The organism is Streptococcus cristatus AS 1.3089 (assembly GCF_000385925.1).
In the GTDB taxonomy this organism is placed as follows: domain Bacteria; phylum Bacillota; class Bacilli; order Lactobacillales; family Streptococcaceae; genus Streptococcus; species Streptococcus cristatus_B.
Map to the genome: position 1 here is coordinate 1,001,722 of NC_021175.1, position 16,187 is coordinate 1,017,908.

The 16,187-nt window shown below is 37.6% G+C and carries 21 protein-coding genes; all 21 read right to left on the reverse strand.

Translation table 11 applies throughout. From position 1 onward, the window contains the following. Window positions 1–108: 108 nt before the first annotated feature. Window positions 109–420, reverse strand: coding sequence for an SMI1/KNR4 family protein (locus tag I872_RS04975; protein WP_015605052.1), 312 nt, complete (start codon window positions 418–420; stop codon window positions 109–111). 166 nt (window positions 421–586) lie between these two features. Next, window positions 587–1,414, reverse strand: coding sequence for a metallophosphoesterase family protein (locus tag I872_RS04980; protein WP_015605053.1), 828 nt, complete (start codon window positions 1,412–1,414; stop codon window positions 587–589). A 276-nt stretch (window positions 1,415–1,690) separates the two neighbouring features. Continuing rightward, window positions 1,691–1,984, reverse strand: a complete 294-nt coding sequence (locus I872_RS12240; RefSeq protein ID WP_015605054.1) for a DUF4274 domain-containing protein — start codon at window positions 1,982–1,984, stop codon at window positions 1,691–1,693. 3 nt (window positions 1,985–1,987) lie between these two features. Further along, window positions 1,988–2,473 carry an Imm6 family immunity protein gene (locus I872_RS04990; protein WP_015605055.1) on the reverse strand — a complete coding sequence of 162 codons (486 nt, stop codon included), beginning with the start codon at window positions 2,471–2,473 and terminating at the stop codon, window positions 1,988–1,990. Between the two features lie 10 nt (window positions 2,474–2,483). Further along, entirely contained in the window at window positions 2,484–2,972 is a 489-nt protein-coding gene (locus I872_RS04995; RefSeq protein ID WP_015605056.1) for an Imm6 family immunity protein, read from the reverse strand. 90 nt (window positions 2,973–3,062) lie between these two features. Further along, window positions 3,063–3,536, reverse strand: coding sequence for a hypothetical protein (locus I872_RS05000; RefSeq protein WP_015605057.1), 474 nt, complete (start codon window positions 3,534–3,536; stop codon window positions 3,063–3,065). A gap of 203 nt (window positions 3,537–3,739) precedes the next feature. Next, a complete protein-coding gene (locus tag I872_RS12245) occupies window positions 3,740–4,015 on the reverse strand; it encodes a hypothetical protein (RefSeq protein ID WP_015605058.1) in 276 nt (91 codons plus the stop codon). After that, a complete protein-coding gene (locus I872_RS05010) occupies window positions 4,012–4,401 on the reverse strand; it encodes a hypothetical protein (protein WP_015605059.1) in 390 nt (129 codons plus the stop codon). Before I872_RS05010 ends, I872_RS12245 begins: the two co-directional genes overlap by 4 nt. A gap of 10 nt (window positions 4,402–4,411) precedes the next feature. After that, window positions 4,412–4,792: an immunity 22 family protein gene (locus I872_RS05015; protein WP_015605060.1), complete on the reverse strand. Its 381-nt coding sequence runs from the start codon at window positions 4,790–4,792 to the stop codon at window positions 4,412–4,414. Between the two features lie 526 nt (window positions 4,793–5,318). Next, complete coding sequence (locus tag I872_RS05025) at window positions 5,319–5,699, reverse strand: hypothetical protein (protein WP_015605062.1); 381 nt, start codon at window positions 5,697–5,699, stop codon at window positions 5,319–5,321. Between the two features lie 129 nt (window positions 5,700–5,828). Continuing rightward, complete coding sequence (locus tag I872_RS05030; protein WP_015605063.1) at window positions 5,829–6,140, reverse strand: hypothetical protein; 312 nt, start codon at window positions 6,138–6,140, stop codon at window positions 5,829–5,831. A 40-nt stretch (window positions 6,141–6,180) separates the two neighbouring features. Continuing rightward, the gene (locus tag I872_RS05035; protein ID WP_145980501.1) at window positions 6,181–6,546 is read right to left on the reverse strand and encodes a hypothetical protein; all 366 of its coding nucleotides are present in this window, start codon (window positions 6,544–6,546) and stop codon (window positions 6,181–6,183) included. A 431-nt stretch (window positions 6,547–6,977) separates the two neighbouring features. After that, window positions 6,978–7,439: an SMI1/KNR4 family protein gene (locus I872_RS05040; RefSeq protein WP_015605065.1), complete on the reverse strand. Its 462-nt coding sequence runs from the start codon at window positions 7,437–7,439 to the stop codon at window positions 6,978–6,980. A gap of 44 nt (window positions 7,440–7,483) precedes the next feature. Further along, complete coding sequence (locus I872_RS05045) at window positions 7,484–7,795, reverse strand: hypothetical protein (protein ID WP_015605066.1); 312 nt, start codon at window positions 7,793–7,795, stop codon at window positions 7,484–7,486. Window positions 7,796–7,987: 192 nt separating this feature from the next. Then, on the reverse strand, window positions 7,988–8,263 hold the full coding sequence (locus tag I872_RS12250; RefSeq protein WP_015605067.1) for a hypothetical protein: 276 nt from the start codon (window positions 8,261–8,263) through the stop codon (window positions 7,988–7,990). A 137-nt stretch (window positions 8,264–8,400) separates the two neighbouring features. Continuing rightward, the gene (locus I872_RS12255; RefSeq protein WP_234702206.1) at window positions 8,401–8,550 is read right to left on the reverse strand and encodes a hypothetical protein; all 150 of its coding nucleotides are present in this window, start codon (window positions 8,548–8,550) and stop codon (window positions 8,401–8,403) included. Between the two features lie 115 nt (window positions 8,551–8,665). Continuing rightward, window positions 8,666–9,229 (reverse strand): SMI1/KNR4 family protein, encoded by a 564-nt coding sequence (locus I872_RS05060; protein WP_234702207.1) that lies wholly within the window; start codon window positions 9,227–9,229, stop codon window positions 8,666–8,668. 63 nt (window positions 9,230–9,292) lie between these two features. Then, window positions 9,293–9,859 (reverse strand): SMI1/KNR4 family protein, encoded by a 567-nt coding sequence (locus I872_RS05065; RefSeq protein ID WP_015605070.1) that lies wholly within the window; start codon window positions 9,857–9,859, stop codon window positions 9,293–9,295. A gap of 115 nt (window positions 9,860–9,974) precedes the next feature. Continuing rightward, entirely contained in the window at window positions 9,975–11,807 is a 1,833-nt protein-coding gene (uvrC, locus tag I872_RS05070; RefSeq protein ID WP_015605071.1) for an excinuclease ABC subunit UvrC, read from the reverse strand. Window positions 11,808–11,929: 122 nt separating this feature from the next. Beyond that, window positions 11,930–13,024 (reverse strand): ferrochelatase, encoded by a 1,095-nt coding sequence (gene hemH, locus I872_RS05075; RefSeq protein WP_015605072.1) that lies wholly within the window; start codon window positions 13,022–13,024, stop codon window positions 11,930–11,932. Between the two features lie 194 nt (window positions 13,025–13,218). After that, entirely contained in the window at window positions 13,219–15,663 is a 2,445-nt protein-coding gene (locus I872_RS05080) for a CAP domain-containing protein (protein ID WP_015605073.1), read from the reverse strand. Window positions 15,664–16,187 lie beyond the last annotated feature (524 nt).

Here is a 16,187-nt window from a genome sequence, read left to right on the forward strand (position 1 = left end):
TCTAGTTCATTATCTTTTGAAGTTAGTCGATACTATTGATTATGCACTCGACCTTTTCAACATGATTATAAAAATCGGTATTTCTTTCTGTTCGCCAAAAAACTCCAGCTATATCAAGTCATAATAGAAAGTATCATCTTCCATAAGCCGTTCTAGAAACTCTACTAAATTAGGAGCAATTTCCTTATCATAATAGTAGATTTTCCCCTTATTTTCAGCAGCAAATCCGATAGATAGCAGTGCTACTTCATTGGCTTCAAAGAAAACTAATTTATCATCCTCAAATTGATTGTAGATTTCAATATCTGGATAAAACTCAAAATCATATTGCCTCAACCTAAAGTCTAATACGGACTCTGGATCCATGATACGATTTATATTGTCCACCTTGCTTTTTAAAAAGCCATATCCAACTTCCACGTAAAATTCCTTGAGGAACTCAGGGATTGAATAGCTAGCTTTGATTCACTATTTTTCATCTCATCTAGTTTCACTGGATAAAACTGGTTCAAAGGCTCTAATTTAATCTTCTCAAACATCTAAGCCCTTCCTTTAAAACTCAATGCTATCTCTCTTCAATTTTCACCTATCTGAAAAACTGCCTAACATCCTCTACGTAACCATACTTGTCATTCAAGTAAGCCAATAATTCTCGGTTATGGCCTTGGTAGTTATCTTCGCGACGTAATTCTTCATACATTTCGATGAAAGGAAGAGCTTTTTCTTTGGCCAATTCCAACTCTGCCTCGTAATCATAGGCGACTTTTCGGAATTGGATATTCACCAGTTCCCCGCCTTCAACTTCTAGCAAGGCATACTGGGCACGGTGATTTTTCAAGGTCGTCCAATCAAAATAGGGCATACCAATTGAACCGGGATTGATAATTTGTTGCCCTTGGCTGCCATAGCGAAGCAACTGCTTGTGGACATGACCGTAAACTGCCACATCTGTCTCCTCATACAGTAGCTGGTCAAATTTGTCCGTATCATTGTCAACCAATAAGTCACTCCCATAGTTTTTATCAGGCAAATTATGAGAGAGCGAAAAACGCAGTCCATCAATTTCTTTCCTCGCAACCATGGGCAGACTCCGTAGCCAAGCGATCAGATCAGGATCCATTCGCTCCATCAAATACTGCGTCATACGCAAGAGCTGGACTTCCTGTGGGTCTTCTAAGCCATATTGCCCATCTAAAGCCTCTAATACACAATCATCCCAGTTTCCACGGACAGTCGCTGTGATAGGCAGGTCTTTTAACAAGGCTAGCAAATCATTTTCCCCCGGACCAGGGAGAAAAATATCCCCCAAAAGCCAATACTCTGTCGCTTCCTGTCTTTTGGCATCTGACAGAACTGCCTGCAAGGCCGTAGTATTCCCATGTATATCAGAGAGAATTGCGATTCTATGTTTCATATTTACTCCTTCACGAACGATTGCTAAGTTTGAATCTAGTATAACAAAATATCTCCAAAAACGTAAAAACCATCCCTAGTCCTTTGGATGGCTCTACCATTTATTTCATTAAATGACTACATTCAAATCTTTGCCCGAAATGCCTTCAAGGAATCGTTCATCAATTTCTGGTTTTATTTTTTTTTAGTTTAAATTTTTGAATCTTCGTTATTTCAGGCTGAAAAGAAATAGTCCCGCTTGGAAATTGCCCTCTGAGAATTTTGGTATAAACATTTTTTACAAACCTTCCCACTCCGTTGATAGCGAATTTGCAAAGGCTACCTCTCCCTCAAGTAAATACCTGATGCCATCTGCACGATAAAAAGCTAATAAAGCCACTGAAAGACTACACTTGGGATGAGTTAGCACTGCTTTTGGCACTTCAAATCCATTATCCCAGTTAAAATTGTCCAGCAAGACAAACAGTTCATCCTCCGTTTGAAGCTGCTCAAGGCTCGCCACAGCTTTAGCATTGCTTTCAGCATACAAAATATCAGATATTTGTTGACGTTTGATACTTATCCATTTCAAACGTCAACTCCCTTCTAATAATCCTAATCTTTCCAATGTTTGCAAGGCAGTATTTTTTGAAGGAGGACAATCATTCTTCAAAAAGTTCTTAATTTCTTCAAGATGATTATAAAAATCGATATTGATTTCTTTTAAATTCGCAATAAATAAGTCTATTAAGCTTGAATCAATATTTTCTAAAGGGGAAGGCAGTTGTTGATTGTCCAGTAGATAGGCTTCCTTGGCAGTTGCTCCGATTGCATAGCTAAGATTGTCCCACGATAGAAGATTAGCCTCATTCTCGTCTAATTGCATATAGATGAATATTCCCTTAAAATCGGTTCCAGCATCTAGCAGACTATAAAGCTCTTTGCCCGTTTTGTTTTTATTTTCCACAAAACTCCAGCAAGCATCCAAAGCAACTCGAATTTGTGGCTTATATTCTGTTTCCATATGTCTTAAGATAGCTTCTGAATAGACCAGCATGAGATAAAGTTGATTGGCATTCATATGCTCGCATTTACTCCTCAAACAAAAATTTTAAATAACTGCTAACAGACGGATCTACGAAGCTCGCTTCCTCCTCAAGCAATTTCGTTCTCCTTGCAATGTCATTGTACCTTCTAACCAGTTGTTTATAATGAATAAAATAATCTTCGAGCGTATCTTCATCAACACACTCTATGGTTTGGGGCAAATACCGCTGTCCAACAGCTTTGTATGACTGATAAACTACTAACGCAAGGAAAGCATCAATACATCTCCACACAGCTGGATTAGTGCTTCTATCCAGCTCCGAATAGGTTAAGATGTCTTCCTCGTCTAAATTTTCCAATCTATCATACAGAAAGTCTGGGTCGGACTCACTAAGCCTATCAATAAATCGGCCTGCAATTTCTAACGTTTCATGCACATATTCCTTATAATACGAGTTTCCTATATATGTTTCTAGCGGTTCTGTTAATTTCCGCATAAATTGCAAAAGATCTAGATTAAGAGTAAATTCCATTTTGATTCCTTTCTGAATCTAGGACACTGAAAAAGCTATCATAGCTCTAGAAAATTGATTTGCATTCAAGCTAGTGTCTAATTTCATTCTTCATCTCCTGCAGCCAGCCTTCAAAAAGGCTTGCTTGAAATCCTCATACATTTCGAAAGCGATTTTCATGACATCTCTAAAATCAACGTAATCAGAAATTACGGGATCCAAAATGATATAGTCTCTTGATATTAGCCATTTGGCATAAGATGTAAAGGGGCTGCCCATGATGGCTTTATTTCCCTCATAGATGACCCAAATCAATTCTAATCGACCACGTTCAAAGGCAAAATGAAAACCAAAGCGAAAATGTCCAATTTCCTCTAATTCAATATGGAAAAAGCGTTCTTGTTTATCATACTGAACTTTGTAACCTAATAATTCCACGATCTCCATCAAAAAATCGCCGTCAAAGTAATCAAGCTCTTGACCCTTTGGTGTTCTTTTCTGGCTATAATATGTCGATAATTTTTCATATCTCTCTACAAAGTTGATGTCGATTAAAGCCTGTTTAATTCTAGTATCTAAGTTCATCTCTCATCTCCTGTAGCAGCTTTCAAAAATGCTTGTTTGAAAGCTTCATACATTTCAAAAGGCAATTTTCATGACGTCTCGAAAATCAACATAGTCGGAAATAATTGGCTGTTTTATAATATAATCACGCGCAATCATCAACCTTGGATATCTAGTCCAAGGAGAACCAAGGACAACTTTATCTCCTTCATAAACAACCCAAATCAATTCCAATCGACCATGTTCAAAAGAAAAATGAAAGCCAAAATCGAAAAATTTCCGATTTCCTCCAGATCAATATGGAAAAAACGTTCTCGTTTATCATACCGAACTTTGTAGCCTAATAATTCCACAATTTCCATCAAAAAATCGCCGTCAAAATAATCAAGCTCTTGACCCTTTGGTGTTCTTTTCTGGCTATAATATGTCGATAATTTTTCATATCTCTCTACAAAATTGATTTCGATTAAGGCTTTTTCAACTCTAGTATCTAGCTTCATTCCTCATCTCCTGCATCAACTATTTCAACATTTAAAATACCATCATCCAGGAATTCTTCCTCAGATATTTCTCCACTTTCATACATAAAGTGTTTATTCATTACTATTGAAACGTGTTTTAGTTCAGAAAATACATCCTCCAGACCGTCCAGAGCTAGAAAGATATCTACAAATCCAGATGTATAAGAGGGATCTTGAGATGATGAAATTTCATTTTTCTTTTTTTCTAACAAGCTAAGCCCGCTATTTAATTGATTCAAACATTCATTCATAGCTTTTTCACAGTTTTTTAAATCATCTAGCCTGCCACCACTTAAAATATTTCCATTGCAGTTCTGATTTAAGTTCTCCCAAAAGTTGATATATCTCGTTACTAGCTCATTCATTTTCCTCTACCTATCTATAATTGACTGTCGCAATAAATTTGATATTGGGCTGTTCTTTAACTTGCCCACAATATTTATAATTGTAAAGTAAAATAATGGCATTACTTTCAGGTATCGCTAGGTCATCTTCAATCTTCTTTAAATTATCCATGACAACATCTGCATATGAGGCTCCGATTAAATGGTCATATACATTTAAAAATCTTGAATCAAGGTATTCTTTTTCGATTAGGTATTCGTCAATATCATCGATATCAATTTGAAAAGCATCATAAAACTTGGAACTGACAATTTCTCCGTCATCATCATACCTTAAGTCGATATAGGTATCCAGCTCTTCCCTACTTGCAAAATTTCCAACCCAAATTGATACTGTATTTTCAGTTTCCATACTCTCACCTCTATTTATACTGAAATCCTGAAAGTTGTACTATTAAAAATTCTAGGTTCATTCTAAAAATGCTACTGATACTAGAAATTATAGCTTTTATCCCTCACTATCAAATATGAGTTCATCTAGTTTTTCTCTATCAGCAGCAATATTCTTATAGGTTTCAATGGTATTATTTAGAAATCCCATATCCACTTCAGCTTGTCCTTTGTACAAGTTAATTTCTTGCACCTAAAACCTATGAGACTAGCGAGAATTTCTTGCATCACTATTAACTGGTCTAGATCCAGATAATCACTTTCTAGCAAAGCCTCATTTTTTTCTATTCTTGTCTTGATTTCATCAATTGGTAAAGTGCTATGTTTCCTAATTATTTTACATGCCTGTAAGATATTATCTGACATTTTGATCTTTGCGTAGATTATTGACACCATTTGCTCCTTTATAAATATCTTCCATTAAACATTCCTTCACTCGGTCAACCTATCTCTCGTTATTCTAACAACTTGATTTAGTCTGAGTCATTTTATTCATCCAGATATTTAACATTTAGGATTCCATCATCTAGGTATTCTTGCTCAGATATTTCCCCACTTTCAAACATCAATTTCTTATTCAAGGCCACCAGCAAGTCATCCGCATCATCCAATAAAACCTCTAGTCGTCTCAGTCCCCAAAAAATTTCAAGAATCCCTTTTGTATAGGCGCTGTTTCTTGAAGATTCAATTGATTCAACCTGACTTTCCAAAATCTGAAGACCACCTCTTAACTGTTTGAAACTTGAATCCCAGTCATCACGAAGGTCCTCCAGAAAATCATCTAACTTCTCCTGATCAAGCAGTTTTCCATTAAATTTATCATTAAGTGTTGAGCATGCCTGATGCAAATTTTCTAATACTTCTTTCACTATCTACTTTCCTTATATATTTATCATCTACTTCTATCTTCAAAGGACACAATCTTGACTAAGAGGGGACAATTCCGCATTATTATTATGTTGGAAAGTCGGAACCATTACTTCGCATCATCGAACATATTAGAAATCGTCTTCCTCAATTTGATTTTTGGTATCTTCCTGCGACTCAATAACATGACTCAAAAATTGTATGGTTACCTCTTCATCATCAAGGAATAGTTGAAGCTCCCCACCCAATTCTCTTATCTCTTCTACTGTCTTTTTAAAGCTCTTTAGTCGCTCTAAATTCAGATATTCTGTTTCAAGCACAGCCATGTGATAAGTCATTTTTTCTTTGATTGCTCCGATTGGTTCATGACTAAAATCTCTAATTATTTTCAAAATTTTCGTATCGCTATTATTTGACTTTATTTTGGCACTAAATTTATGCATGCCTGCTCCTTTTTAAAATCTATCTATTCGCCGAGTAAACTCATTTTATATCTTCTCTGCCAATCACATTTTCATCAACAATTTCGCCATTGATTTCTCTAATCTTCTTTGAAATGTGAATGTGAATCTCCCTTAAATCGGCTACATAATTTTCAATATTTAGCAATGAAGTATAGATATCATACATTCCATTGAGATAGGCTGGATTATCTGTATCATGTATTGATTCTAAGTCTAAATTTTTCATTGTAGCAATCCCTCTGGCAAGATTATCGAAGTCTTCTTGTAACTCTTCATGAATGTCATCATAAACATCCGATATCTTTTCTGGATTTATTAAATGCTCATTATAATGGGAATTTAATTTTGAATAAAGGGTTGTTAACTCTTGCAATAATTGTTTCATAAGTGTCCTTTGGTTCATTCTATTCAGGAAAGCATTTGACTTCAAAACAATATCTGCCTCTTGCAAAATAGGCAGGTTGTTAAAAATCAATGTTCAATAAAACTAGTATAGCAAAAACTCTCGAAAAAATAAAAATGAGTCTGGGACAAAAGTCCTAGCCTCCCAATTGTCTTTGGATTGTCGAGCAAGACGCAGTGGTTGAGTAGGCTCTACTACGCTGATTTCATCAGCTTTTACAGCCCTACTCAACTGTGCGGAGGTGGGACTACGAAATCGAATTCTTACGAATTACCGATTTCTGTCCTACTCTCATTAAATCAAATAAGATTACAACTTAACAATCACTTGCTCACGACCAGCATACCTATCGATTTCTTCTTGCCAGATTGCTATCAATTCATCATCAACAATGACTGGACTATTTACCTCTTTCATTTTTTGAATTCTTTCGTCAATCGATTTAATCTTACACACTTTACTGTTAATCGTGGCCAGAAATTCTTTAAACGAAAGATGGAAGGGGATAATTTTTGTTTTTCATGATCAAAAAATGCTATGAGATTATAATTTTGATTAGAAATTCCCAAAAGAATATAATTTCCAAAACTATCCTCTGCAATCGGTAGGTAATCAACTTCAATATAATCTGATAGAAAATCATGATCAATTAAATACTGGAAATTATATTCATAATTAGCATTTTCAAACCCATAAAAGGCTCGAATATCTGAACTTTCTTTCTTTATTTTAAAGCTTGTCTGTAGGGTATTTCCACCATTATAGTTTATTAAAAAGGTTCTATATTCTTCTGGGAACAAAATGTCATGATTTTTTTCAAATTGAGCCAATGCCTCTGAAACACCTGTTTTATCAAATGGAAAAATTCTTAACATCTTTTATCCTTTTTTTGTTATTGAATAGCTAGCATACTTGAATTTCAGCTTTTTCTATCTATTTCATTGGAAAGTTTTAGTAATATATCGCGTAATTCCTCAAAATCTAAAGAGAGATTGTGTAGACCTACTATCATCTGTGAAATTGCTTCTCTGTCCAACTGATTGTCTTTTGTAAGGGACTGAACCAGCTTTTCATTTCCCTTCTTTATCCAACCTACATGATTTGGAATGTAGTCTCTTAAATAGTCTGTGAAGCCTTCTAGAGCTTCTTCTGAAAACGGCACCTCAGCTTGACTTGTTCGAATCAATGAAATACTTTCTACTATTTTATTTAACTCTTTCTCAATTGTCATTTTAATCTTCTTCTTTCATGATAGAGATATGTTCCGATAAATTATCCATCTTTGACTGAGATAGATTGATAGTGCTAGTTCCTTCAGGAGTCTAGCTTAGAAGGTCAATGATGAACAAATCTAGTATAACAGAAACTCTCCAAAAAAATAAAAATGTGACAACATCAGGTTATCACATTAAACAAAATAAGACTACAACCTAACAATCACTTGCTCACGGCCTGCATATCTATCAATTTCTTCTTGCCAGATTGTCTTTAATCTAGGTGTAATTTCTTTTTTACTGCCTACGGATCTCATATCGGCGATTCTTTCTTCAATCGTGCGAATTTTTTTCTTTTTACTTTTAATCTTAGCCACCCAGTCTTCAAAATTGATTTCTAAATGCTGCACGAGCTGACCTTCATGGTCAAAAAAAGCTAGCTGATTGAAATTTTTGTCTGTAACACCAAGAAGAATAGAATTCAAAACTATCCTTGGCTATAGGAATAAAGCCTCTTTCTAAAACTTCTTCTAAAAACCATTATCAATCAAATATTGGAAATTATTGTATTGACTCGCTTTATTAAATCCATAAAAAGCTCGTATGTCTGAAGTTTTACGATTTATGCTAAAACTAGTTTGTAAGCTATTACCACCATTATATTTAAGTAGAAATTTTTATATTTTTCTGGAAACTTGATTGTAAACTCATCTTCAAAATCCGCTATAGCCTGATCTACACCTTCTGTATCGTAAGGAAAAATTCTTAACATTTCTAACTCCAAATTTTGTACTATCTTGTGAAGTTTTAATTCAATCAATCCAATATTTTTTAAAATAATTACTGAATAAAAAGAGGGACTACACATTATCCCTCCCATTTTAACATTAATTTTGGACTAATTCTAGAAATTCAGAAAAAGTGCGAGCCAGAAAATAGGCATTGTTTTCATCACTAGAGCCCTCTAGATTATATGTATCATCATAATAATAAATACCTTCATTTTCATCACCACTCAACCAGAAAACTAGAAAACCATGTTGCAAGGAATTGCCTATAATTATTGAGTTAGAAAAAAGATCATCTAAATATTCATCAGTCCAATCTTCTATATCAGAGTTTTTTACGCCAGTCTTAATCCCATATAAAACATCAATATTAATTTCTTCATTGATGTTCTGTATCTCAATAGAATTTTCAAACTCATAGGAAGGACATCGTCCACCATTGTTTTCTTTCAGAAAGTTTTTATAATCGTCTGGAAGAGTTAGGTTGTATTTCTCTTCCAAATCTTTTATTTCCTCATCACTGGCACGACCTAGTGCTCGAATCATTAGGCTCATCTTATTTTCCTCTTCTTTTAAATATCGCAATCTTTGGTTTACGATTTTTGTTGAACATGCTCCCCTTTTGGTTAAAAGGCTTGATGCCTTTGAGACTGTTTTACCCATCTCTCGCAAAAGCAGAGGCAATTTAGAAAGTCAGATAGCAATAAAGCTAAGTAAAAATCAATATTACAGCTTAACAATCACTTGCTCTCGACCTGCAAATTCATCGATTTCTTCTTGCCATAATGCTTTTAACGCATCATCAACTACAACAGGACTTCCAATTTCTTCCATTTCTTTCGTTCGCTCCTCAATGGATGGAATATGAACAACAGGACTTTTTATCTTTTTTAGAAATTCAGTAAAATCGATAGTGAATGAGATATACGTTTGCTTTTCATGATCATAAAAACCTATTTTATTATAAGTACTAGCGCCGACACCAATTAGAATACTGTTACCAAAACTGTCTTTAGCTATGGGTAGATAATGATTTTCAATAAAATCTTCTAAAAAGCCTTTTTCGACTAGATATTTAAAATTACTATAATGGTTAGCTAATGAAAAACCATAAAAGGAGTGGATATCTGAACGAACTTTCTCAACTTTAAATCTTGTATCAATCGTATCTCCGCCATTATACTTTAATAAAAATTCTTTATATTTTTCAGGCAAGGAAATAGAATAATTTTTCTCCAATTGTTCTATTTCAGTTATGATACCATCGGTTTTAAATGGGAAAATTCTTAACATATCTACCTCTTTTCACTACTGGCATCAAAATATCCTCCATCAATCTGGTTGAGCAATATCAATGAGTATTTGAAAGCTGTATCTGAATTTCTCTAAAATCAGATAAATTTTTCTTTCAATCTATGCCTACAATCGGTTCCGCCACTTCTAACAGGGGGCGGGATGGCTCTGTTTGATTGAGTTTTACCTGCACAGCTTCTGCCACTGCTCGCGGTACACCCACTTCGACGATTTCATCGACACTGGCTTCTTTAATTTTGGTCAGAGATTTGAAATGCTTCATGAGATTTTGCTTACGTTTTGGTCCCAAGCCTTCGATGCCGTCTAGCTGCGATGAGAAGGAATTCTTAGATCGAAGCTGACGGTGGAAGGTAATGGCAAAGCGGTGGACCTCATCTTGGATGCGCTGGAGGAGGAAGAATTCCTGAGAATTACGAGATAATTCGACGACTTGCAGAGGATCACCAAAGAGCAATTCATGAGTCTGGTGCTTATCATTTTTTTGCAGTCCAGCGATCGGAATATCAAGTCCCAACTGGTTTTGGATAACTTCTTTAGCAATATTGACCTGGCCTTGTCCACCGTCAATGACAATCAGATCTGGTGGCGTCAGCCCGTCACGTATCACCCGACTATAGCGGCGCTTGATAACCTCTCTCATACTGGCGTAGTCGTCCGGCCCTACCACGGTCTTGATCTTGTATTTGCGGTAATCCTTCTTGCTAGGCTTACCATTGACAAAGACCACCATAGCCGATACAGGACTGGTCCCCATGATGTTGGAGTTATCGAAAGACTCAATCCGAACGGGCGTCGGAATGTTAAGGAGCTTCCCTAGATTTTCGATAGCGCCCTGCGTTTTCTCAACGGATTTCTCCAAAAGATCAAATTTCTGCTGGAGGCTGACCCGAGCATTCTTAATAGCCAGATTGACCAACTGTTTCTTTTCGCCACGCTGAGGCTTGACTACTTTGGTATCCACAACGGCCCGAACAGCTTCTTCATCAATGTCTGCTGGAATTAAGATTTCATTGGGCTTGAGATGAGACTTTTCTTGGTAAAACTGGCCAATATAGGTCAGAAAATCTTCGTCGGGATCATTGTAATAGGGAAAAAGATTGACATCACGCTCGATTAGTTTGCCCTGGCGGACAAAGAAGACTTGGACGCACATCCAGCCCTTGTCCACATAGTAACCAAAAACATCCCGATTCTGCAAATCTTTAGCCATGACCCGCTGCTTGGTACGCAAGGTTCCAATAGCCTGAATCAGGTCACGGTATTCGGCTGCCCGCTCAAATTCCATAGCTGCAGCTGTTTTATTCATCTTATCACGCAGCTCATCGATAATCTTATCGTCCTGACCTTTGAGAAAGTCCGACACTTCCTGAGCCATATTCTTGAAATACTGGCTATCCCGCTTGCAAATTGTATGGGCTTCGCATTGCCCCAAGTGATAATAAAAGCAGACTTTTGCAGGTGGATTGGTACATTTTTTGAAAGTGAAAATTCGATCGAGCAAACGCTTGATTTCATTGGCTGCACCGACGTCTGGATAAGGCCCAAAATAAAGACCACCATCCTTTTTGACTTGGCGCGTGATAATCAGACGAGGATAGACTTCGTTGGTAATCTTAATAAAAGGATAGGACTTATCGTCCTTGAGCATGATATTGTACTTGGGCTTATTTTCCTTGATTAGATTGATTTCTAGGAGGAGAGCCTCAATATTGGACTCAGTGACAATAAACTCAAAATCCTCAATCTCGGAAACCAGGGCCTCCGTCTTGGTGTCGTGGCTGCCACGAAAATAAGAGCGAACCCGATTACGGAGATTCTTGGCTTTTCCTACATAGATAATGGTACCGTTTTTGTCCTTGTGAATGTAACAGCCGGGACTGGTCGGCAACAGTTCCAGCTTGGATTGGATTAGCTTGTTTGTAGACATATTTCTCCAAAATCCTATCTTTTCAATAGAAACTTTTCATTTTCCTAGAACATGCACTTCCCTAACAATTCATGATCATTCCTCGTTGCAAATGTTTATTTCTAGGTTGGTAGATCTTAGGCTTACTTTGATTCTTGCGCCCTTTTTTCTAACATTTTCTTTATGAAATAAGGCATTTTGACATTTTCTCTGCCCTTTTTCTCTATCAACTTTTTGACAAATTCAGGCATTTGAAGTTCTTCCGTTTCGCTTAAAATTTGATTACTTTCTTCTGAAGGGGCCAATTCGTCAAAGGTTGTTTCTTCTGGATGCATGTATCGAAGCTCTTCTGCTTCATGCTGACGAATAGTTGCTAATAATGCAGCAATCAAACGGGAGTCTGTGTTAGGCATTGGTGGGCGATGATAAGCCACACCGAGTTCTTGGCACAATTCCTGACACTCCACGTCATTATCGAACAGTACCTCGATATGTTCGCTGATGAAACTGATTGGGACAAAGATATAATGTTGTGGATGAGTCGTCTGATCTCGGAGATATTCTAGGACATCTGGCTTGATCCACGGCAAGCCAATATCGCTTTCGCTCTGCCAAGTATTGATATACTCAGATGGAGCAAGGCCCAGCCGATTGGCAATCAACTGTGAGTTTTCAATAATCTGATCAATATATGGATCTTCAAAATCAAGGGCTAAAACTGGTACACTGTGAGCTGAGAAAATGACCTTAAAACTTTCATCTTTGACTTTTGCTTGCAAGATTTTCCTGATTTCTTCCTCCCAAAAGCGAAGCAAGTCCTCAGCCTGATACCATTCTTTGATAATATGGAATTTAATTGTCTGGCTCGTAATAAATTTTTCATACCCCATAACAGAATAAAAAGAATAATGCGGTTCTAAAATCAAGCAGATACATTCCTCAATCCCGTCATCCTCCATCTGCTTAATAACATCTGGAATAAAAGGGCGAGAAAATTTATTAGCAAAATAGACAGCATACTCTCCCTTTAAAGCTTCTTTCACCAGCTCAACTTCTGCCCGCGTGATGCGTTGCAGGGGGCTGCCACCAATACGCTGATAATTATCATGAAGGTGCTGAATCTCCTGATCAGTAGGTCGCACGCCACGACGGATATTCGTGAAAAATTCTGCAATATCCTCAAAAGTATAACCCTCTGGCGATCCAAAGGTCATCATTAGAATAGCTTTTTTAGTCATAAGTTCCTCTTTTTATATAAAATCCTCTGCTATTATAACATGATATCCCCTGAAAAGCAGATAAAAGGAATGTTTTCTAGCTAAATTAAGAATTATTTGAGTCTCAAAAAATTTTCTTCTTAAATTTGTTTCAATCAAACTAATTCACCAATAAAAAATGAAGCGAGCTGTAACACTCACTTCACTGTTATCTGCTATAAAGCTTTTCTGCGGCGATGTTTCACTGCACCTGCGAGAAGAGCTGCACCAAGAGTCATTCCAAGGAATGCTAGTTGTTCCGCTTCCGTTCCTGTATTAGGAAGGACAACTGACTGGCTAGGCGAAGCTTTAGGAGTCGCTGGAGTCGGTGTAGCACTAGTATTATCAGTCTTTGGCTGAGCTTGAGCAGCTACATTAGCTGTCGGTTCAACCGATGCATCCTTCTCATCTTGAGAAGCTGGATTCGAAGTCAGAAGCATTTGACTCCCTGAACCTGCTGCAGCAAATCTAAGTCCACCATTTGCCCGATAAGTAGTTGTAGTGGCCGATGCTAGGGCTTGACGCTCTTCTTTTGGAAGAAGGTCTAACAAATAATTGTAATTTGCTAGCAACTCATTGTAGACTGTTTGCAAATCAGCTAATTTTTTATTTTCGGTCTCAGCTAGGGCTTGTTTAGCTTTCAGGTCAGCCTCTGCTCTTGCCAAATCTTGCTTAGCTTTTTCCAATTGCTGCGGAGCTGTTTTCAGATCTACAACCTTCTTCTTAGCTTCCACCACACGATTTTGAGCAGCGACCAATTCAGCTTTAGCTGCTTCCAAGGCTGCATTCTTGTTTTCTTCAGCGGTCTTCAAAGCTGCAAGCTGGTTTTTAGCCTCTTCCAAGGTTGCTTGGGCTTTCTGCAATTTAGCTTGGTATGGAGAGAGGGCAGCCGCGATTCTCGCTGTAGCTGATCTCAAAGCAGACTTTTTATCTGACAAGTTTTGTTGAGTCAGGGCTAGACCTTTCTCAGCAGCTTCAAGGTTCTGCTTAGCTTTGAGAACAGCAGCCACACGATTTTTCTGCTCATTAGACAAATCTGTCAGCTGATTATTTAAAAGATTCAGGCTAGACTCTTGACTAACTTTCTGCGCTTGTAACTCTGCCAAACGATTTTTCAACGCTGTCACATTGGCACTTGAAGCAGCCCCACGACTACCGCCGCTGCGGAGAAGTTTCTCCATCGCTTCAACTGTTAGTAGTGTGCCATTATTGACTCTTTGGTTGAAATTACGAACATTGTGGAATCCAACTTCTGAAGTTCCGTGTGGAGTTCCCCATTGATTTGGATGAGTGTCATAGGCAGCAGAAATAGCGTTAGCCTTGTTATCCATCATTTGGACATAGTGACCAATTTTCGCAAAGACTTCCGCCCCTACTTTCATATAAATGGCATTAGCATCCAGTTGTCTTTCATCAGTTGGCAAGCCGTATTGGGCAGCAATCTTCTGATACAAGGCTTTTTCACTATGCCAGAAATTAACTGCACCTTGAGGATCGAAGCTAATAGCTACGTTTTCATTGCCAATCAGCTTGCCCATGTGCCAGTTAGCCTTCTCAAAGTACAAGGTCTGAATTTGGCTGGCAACATTGGCATATGGATCCACCAAAAGTTCTGGCAGTCCTGCATTACGACGGTAGGCATTGATAGCCTTAACCAATTCCAAAGCCTGCAAGTTATTTTCCAAGCTAGCTGGGCTAGATGGATCTGAACCAACCGTGATGTTGAATTCATTCTGACCACGTTTGTAAAGGGCTAAAGCATCAGCTGCAGCATTTCTTACAGCCTCGTTATTCGAATTATCTCGAAGATTTTCCAAGAATTGCGAATAGGTCGTATTCCGTAAATCAACTGGCGCCGTACTTGCATTTTTCTGTTCATGCACCAACTCTGTGTTTGTTGCAGTAATCAATTGCTTGGTCTGCTCTAAGTTAGCCTGAGTTTGATTGATTTTATTTTGGATTTCTGCTTGATTTTGCGGTGCAACACTTGCTGCTTGTTCCGCTTTTGCTAGTTCATTTTTAGCATGATCCACAGCTGTCTGAGCTTGATTTTCTTGATTTTTAGCAGTTTCTACAGCTGCAGTTTCCGTATGAACTGGTTCTTTGGCTTTGTTTAACTCAGATTCTGCCACATCCACCAATGACTGCTGGCCAGCAATTGTATTTTCTTGGTCTTTAACTGCCTGACTTGCTTCCTGGACTGCAGTTGCTGCTTCTTTGACAGTTTCTGATTTTGCTGTTACTTCTTCTTCAGCTTTTTTAACACTGCTCTCTGTTTGAGAAATGTTTTCTTCAGTTGCTGCCTTTTCATTTTCAGTAGCTGTATCTATCTTTTCTTGAGCTTCTGAAACTGCAGCTTTTGCTCCTTCAAGGTCTGCTTCAGCTTTCTTAGTTTGTTCTTGCTGTTGATTCACATTTTCTTTGGCAGCATCTGCTTTTTCCTTCGCTTCTGCTACATCCGCTGTCGTAATTGGTTTCTCGGTAACTGCTGTTGCCTTTGGTTTCGTAGCCGTTGACTCAACGAGTTCATCCGCTTTTACCTGATGGCTAAGCGCACCAGAAATAATCGTTGTCGCTGCAATGCCAGTCGCTACAACGGATTTACCAATTTTCTTGTCCATAGACATCTCCTTCTAATAGCACATGTATCATTTCATATTTTAGTCCTACGCTATAATACTAACATAAAATGACTGGTTAAACCAGTCAAAACCATATCATTTAAATAGAAATTTTATTACAATTCTATGACAAAAATCGAACGCTTCATCCTAATAAAGTGGAAATAGAGCGGATTTAAAGCGTTTTCTAGCTTCTTCCGCTCCTTATTCCATTTATTTCGAAAAAATCTTTACTTCTTATTTTCTGCTGGTGTCACTTGACTCTCAGCCTCTTTTTCTGAAGGAACTGCTACATTCGCTTCTTCTACTTTAGGAGTGGCTGGTGAGCTTGACTCTTCCACTGTTTCTTTAGGAGACTCGCTAGTTTTTTCTTCCTTAGTCTCCTCAGTCGAACTAGCCTCCGTCTCAGTTTTAGCCTCAGTATCAGTAGGAACTGGTTTGCTCGATTGAAGCTGATTAAAGAACGCTTCTGCTTCGGCTAGCAAGGTTGCTTTGTCTACACTCGGATCGGATAATTTATCCAA

Coding starts and splice junctions, on each gene's coding strand:
- I872_RS04980 (WP_015605053.1), bottom strand. CDS start 1,414: ATGAAACATAGAATCGCAATTCTCTCTGATATACATGGGAATACTACG.
- I872_RS04990 (WP_015605055.1), bottom strand. CDS start 2,473: ATGAATGCCAATCAACTTTATCTCATGCTGGTCTATTCAGAAGCTATC.
- I872_RS04995 (WP_015605056.1), bottom strand. CDS start 2,972: ATGGAATTTACTCTTAATCTAGATCTTTTGCAATTTATGCGGAAATTA.
- I872_RS05000 (WP_015605057.1), bottom strand. CDS start 3,536: ATGAACTTAGATACTAGAATTAAACAGGCTTTAATCGACATCAACTTT.
- I872_RS12245 (WP_015605058.1), bottom strand. CDS start 4,015: ATGAAGCTAGATACTAGAGTTGAAAAAGCCTTAATCGAAATCAATTTT.
- I872_RS05010 (WP_015605059.1), bottom strand. CDS start 4,401: ATGAATGAGCTAGTAACGAGATATATCAACTTTTGGGAGAACTTAAAT.
- I872_RS05015 (WP_015605060.1), bottom strand. CDS start 4,792: ATGGAAACTGAAAATACAGTATCAATTTGGGTTGGAAATTTTGCAAGT.
- I872_RS05030 (WP_015605063.1), bottom strand. CDS start 6,140: ATGCATAAATTTAGTGCCAAAATAAAGTCAAATAATAGCGATACGAAA.
- I872_RS05035 (WP_145980501.1), bottom strand. CDS start 6,546: ATGAAACAATTATTGCAAGAGTTAACAACCCTTTATTCAAAATTAAAT.
- I872_RS05040 (WP_015605065.1), bottom strand. CDS start 7,439: ATGTTAAGAATTTTTCCATTTGATAAAACAGGTGTTTCAGAGGCATTG.
- I872_RS05045 (WP_015605066.1), bottom strand. CDS start 7,795: ATGACAATTGAGAAAGAGTTAAATAAAATAGTAGAAAGTATTTCATTG.
- I872_RS12255 (WP_234702206.1), bottom strand. CDS start 8,550: ATGTTAAGAATTTTTCCTTACGATACAGAAGGTGTAGATCAGGCTATA.
- I872_RS05060 (WP_234702207.1), bottom strand. CDS start 9,229: ATGGGTAAAACAGTCTCAAAGGCATCAAGCCTTTTAACCAAAAGGGGA.
- I872_RS05065 (WP_015605070.1), bottom strand. CDS start 9,859: ATGTTAAGAATTTTCCCATTTAAAACCGATGGTATCATAACTGAAATA.
- uvrC (WP_015605071.1), bottom strand. CDS start 11,807: ATGTCTACAAACAAGCTAATCCAATCCAAGCTGGAACTGTTGCCGACC.
- hemH (WP_015605072.1), bottom strand. CDS start 13,024: ATGACTAAAAAAGCTATTCTAATGATGACCTTTGGATCGCCAGAGGGT.
- I872_RS05080 (WP_015605073.1), bottom strand. CDS start 15,663: ATGGACAAGAAAATTGGTAAATCCGTTGTAGCGACTGGCATTGCAGCG.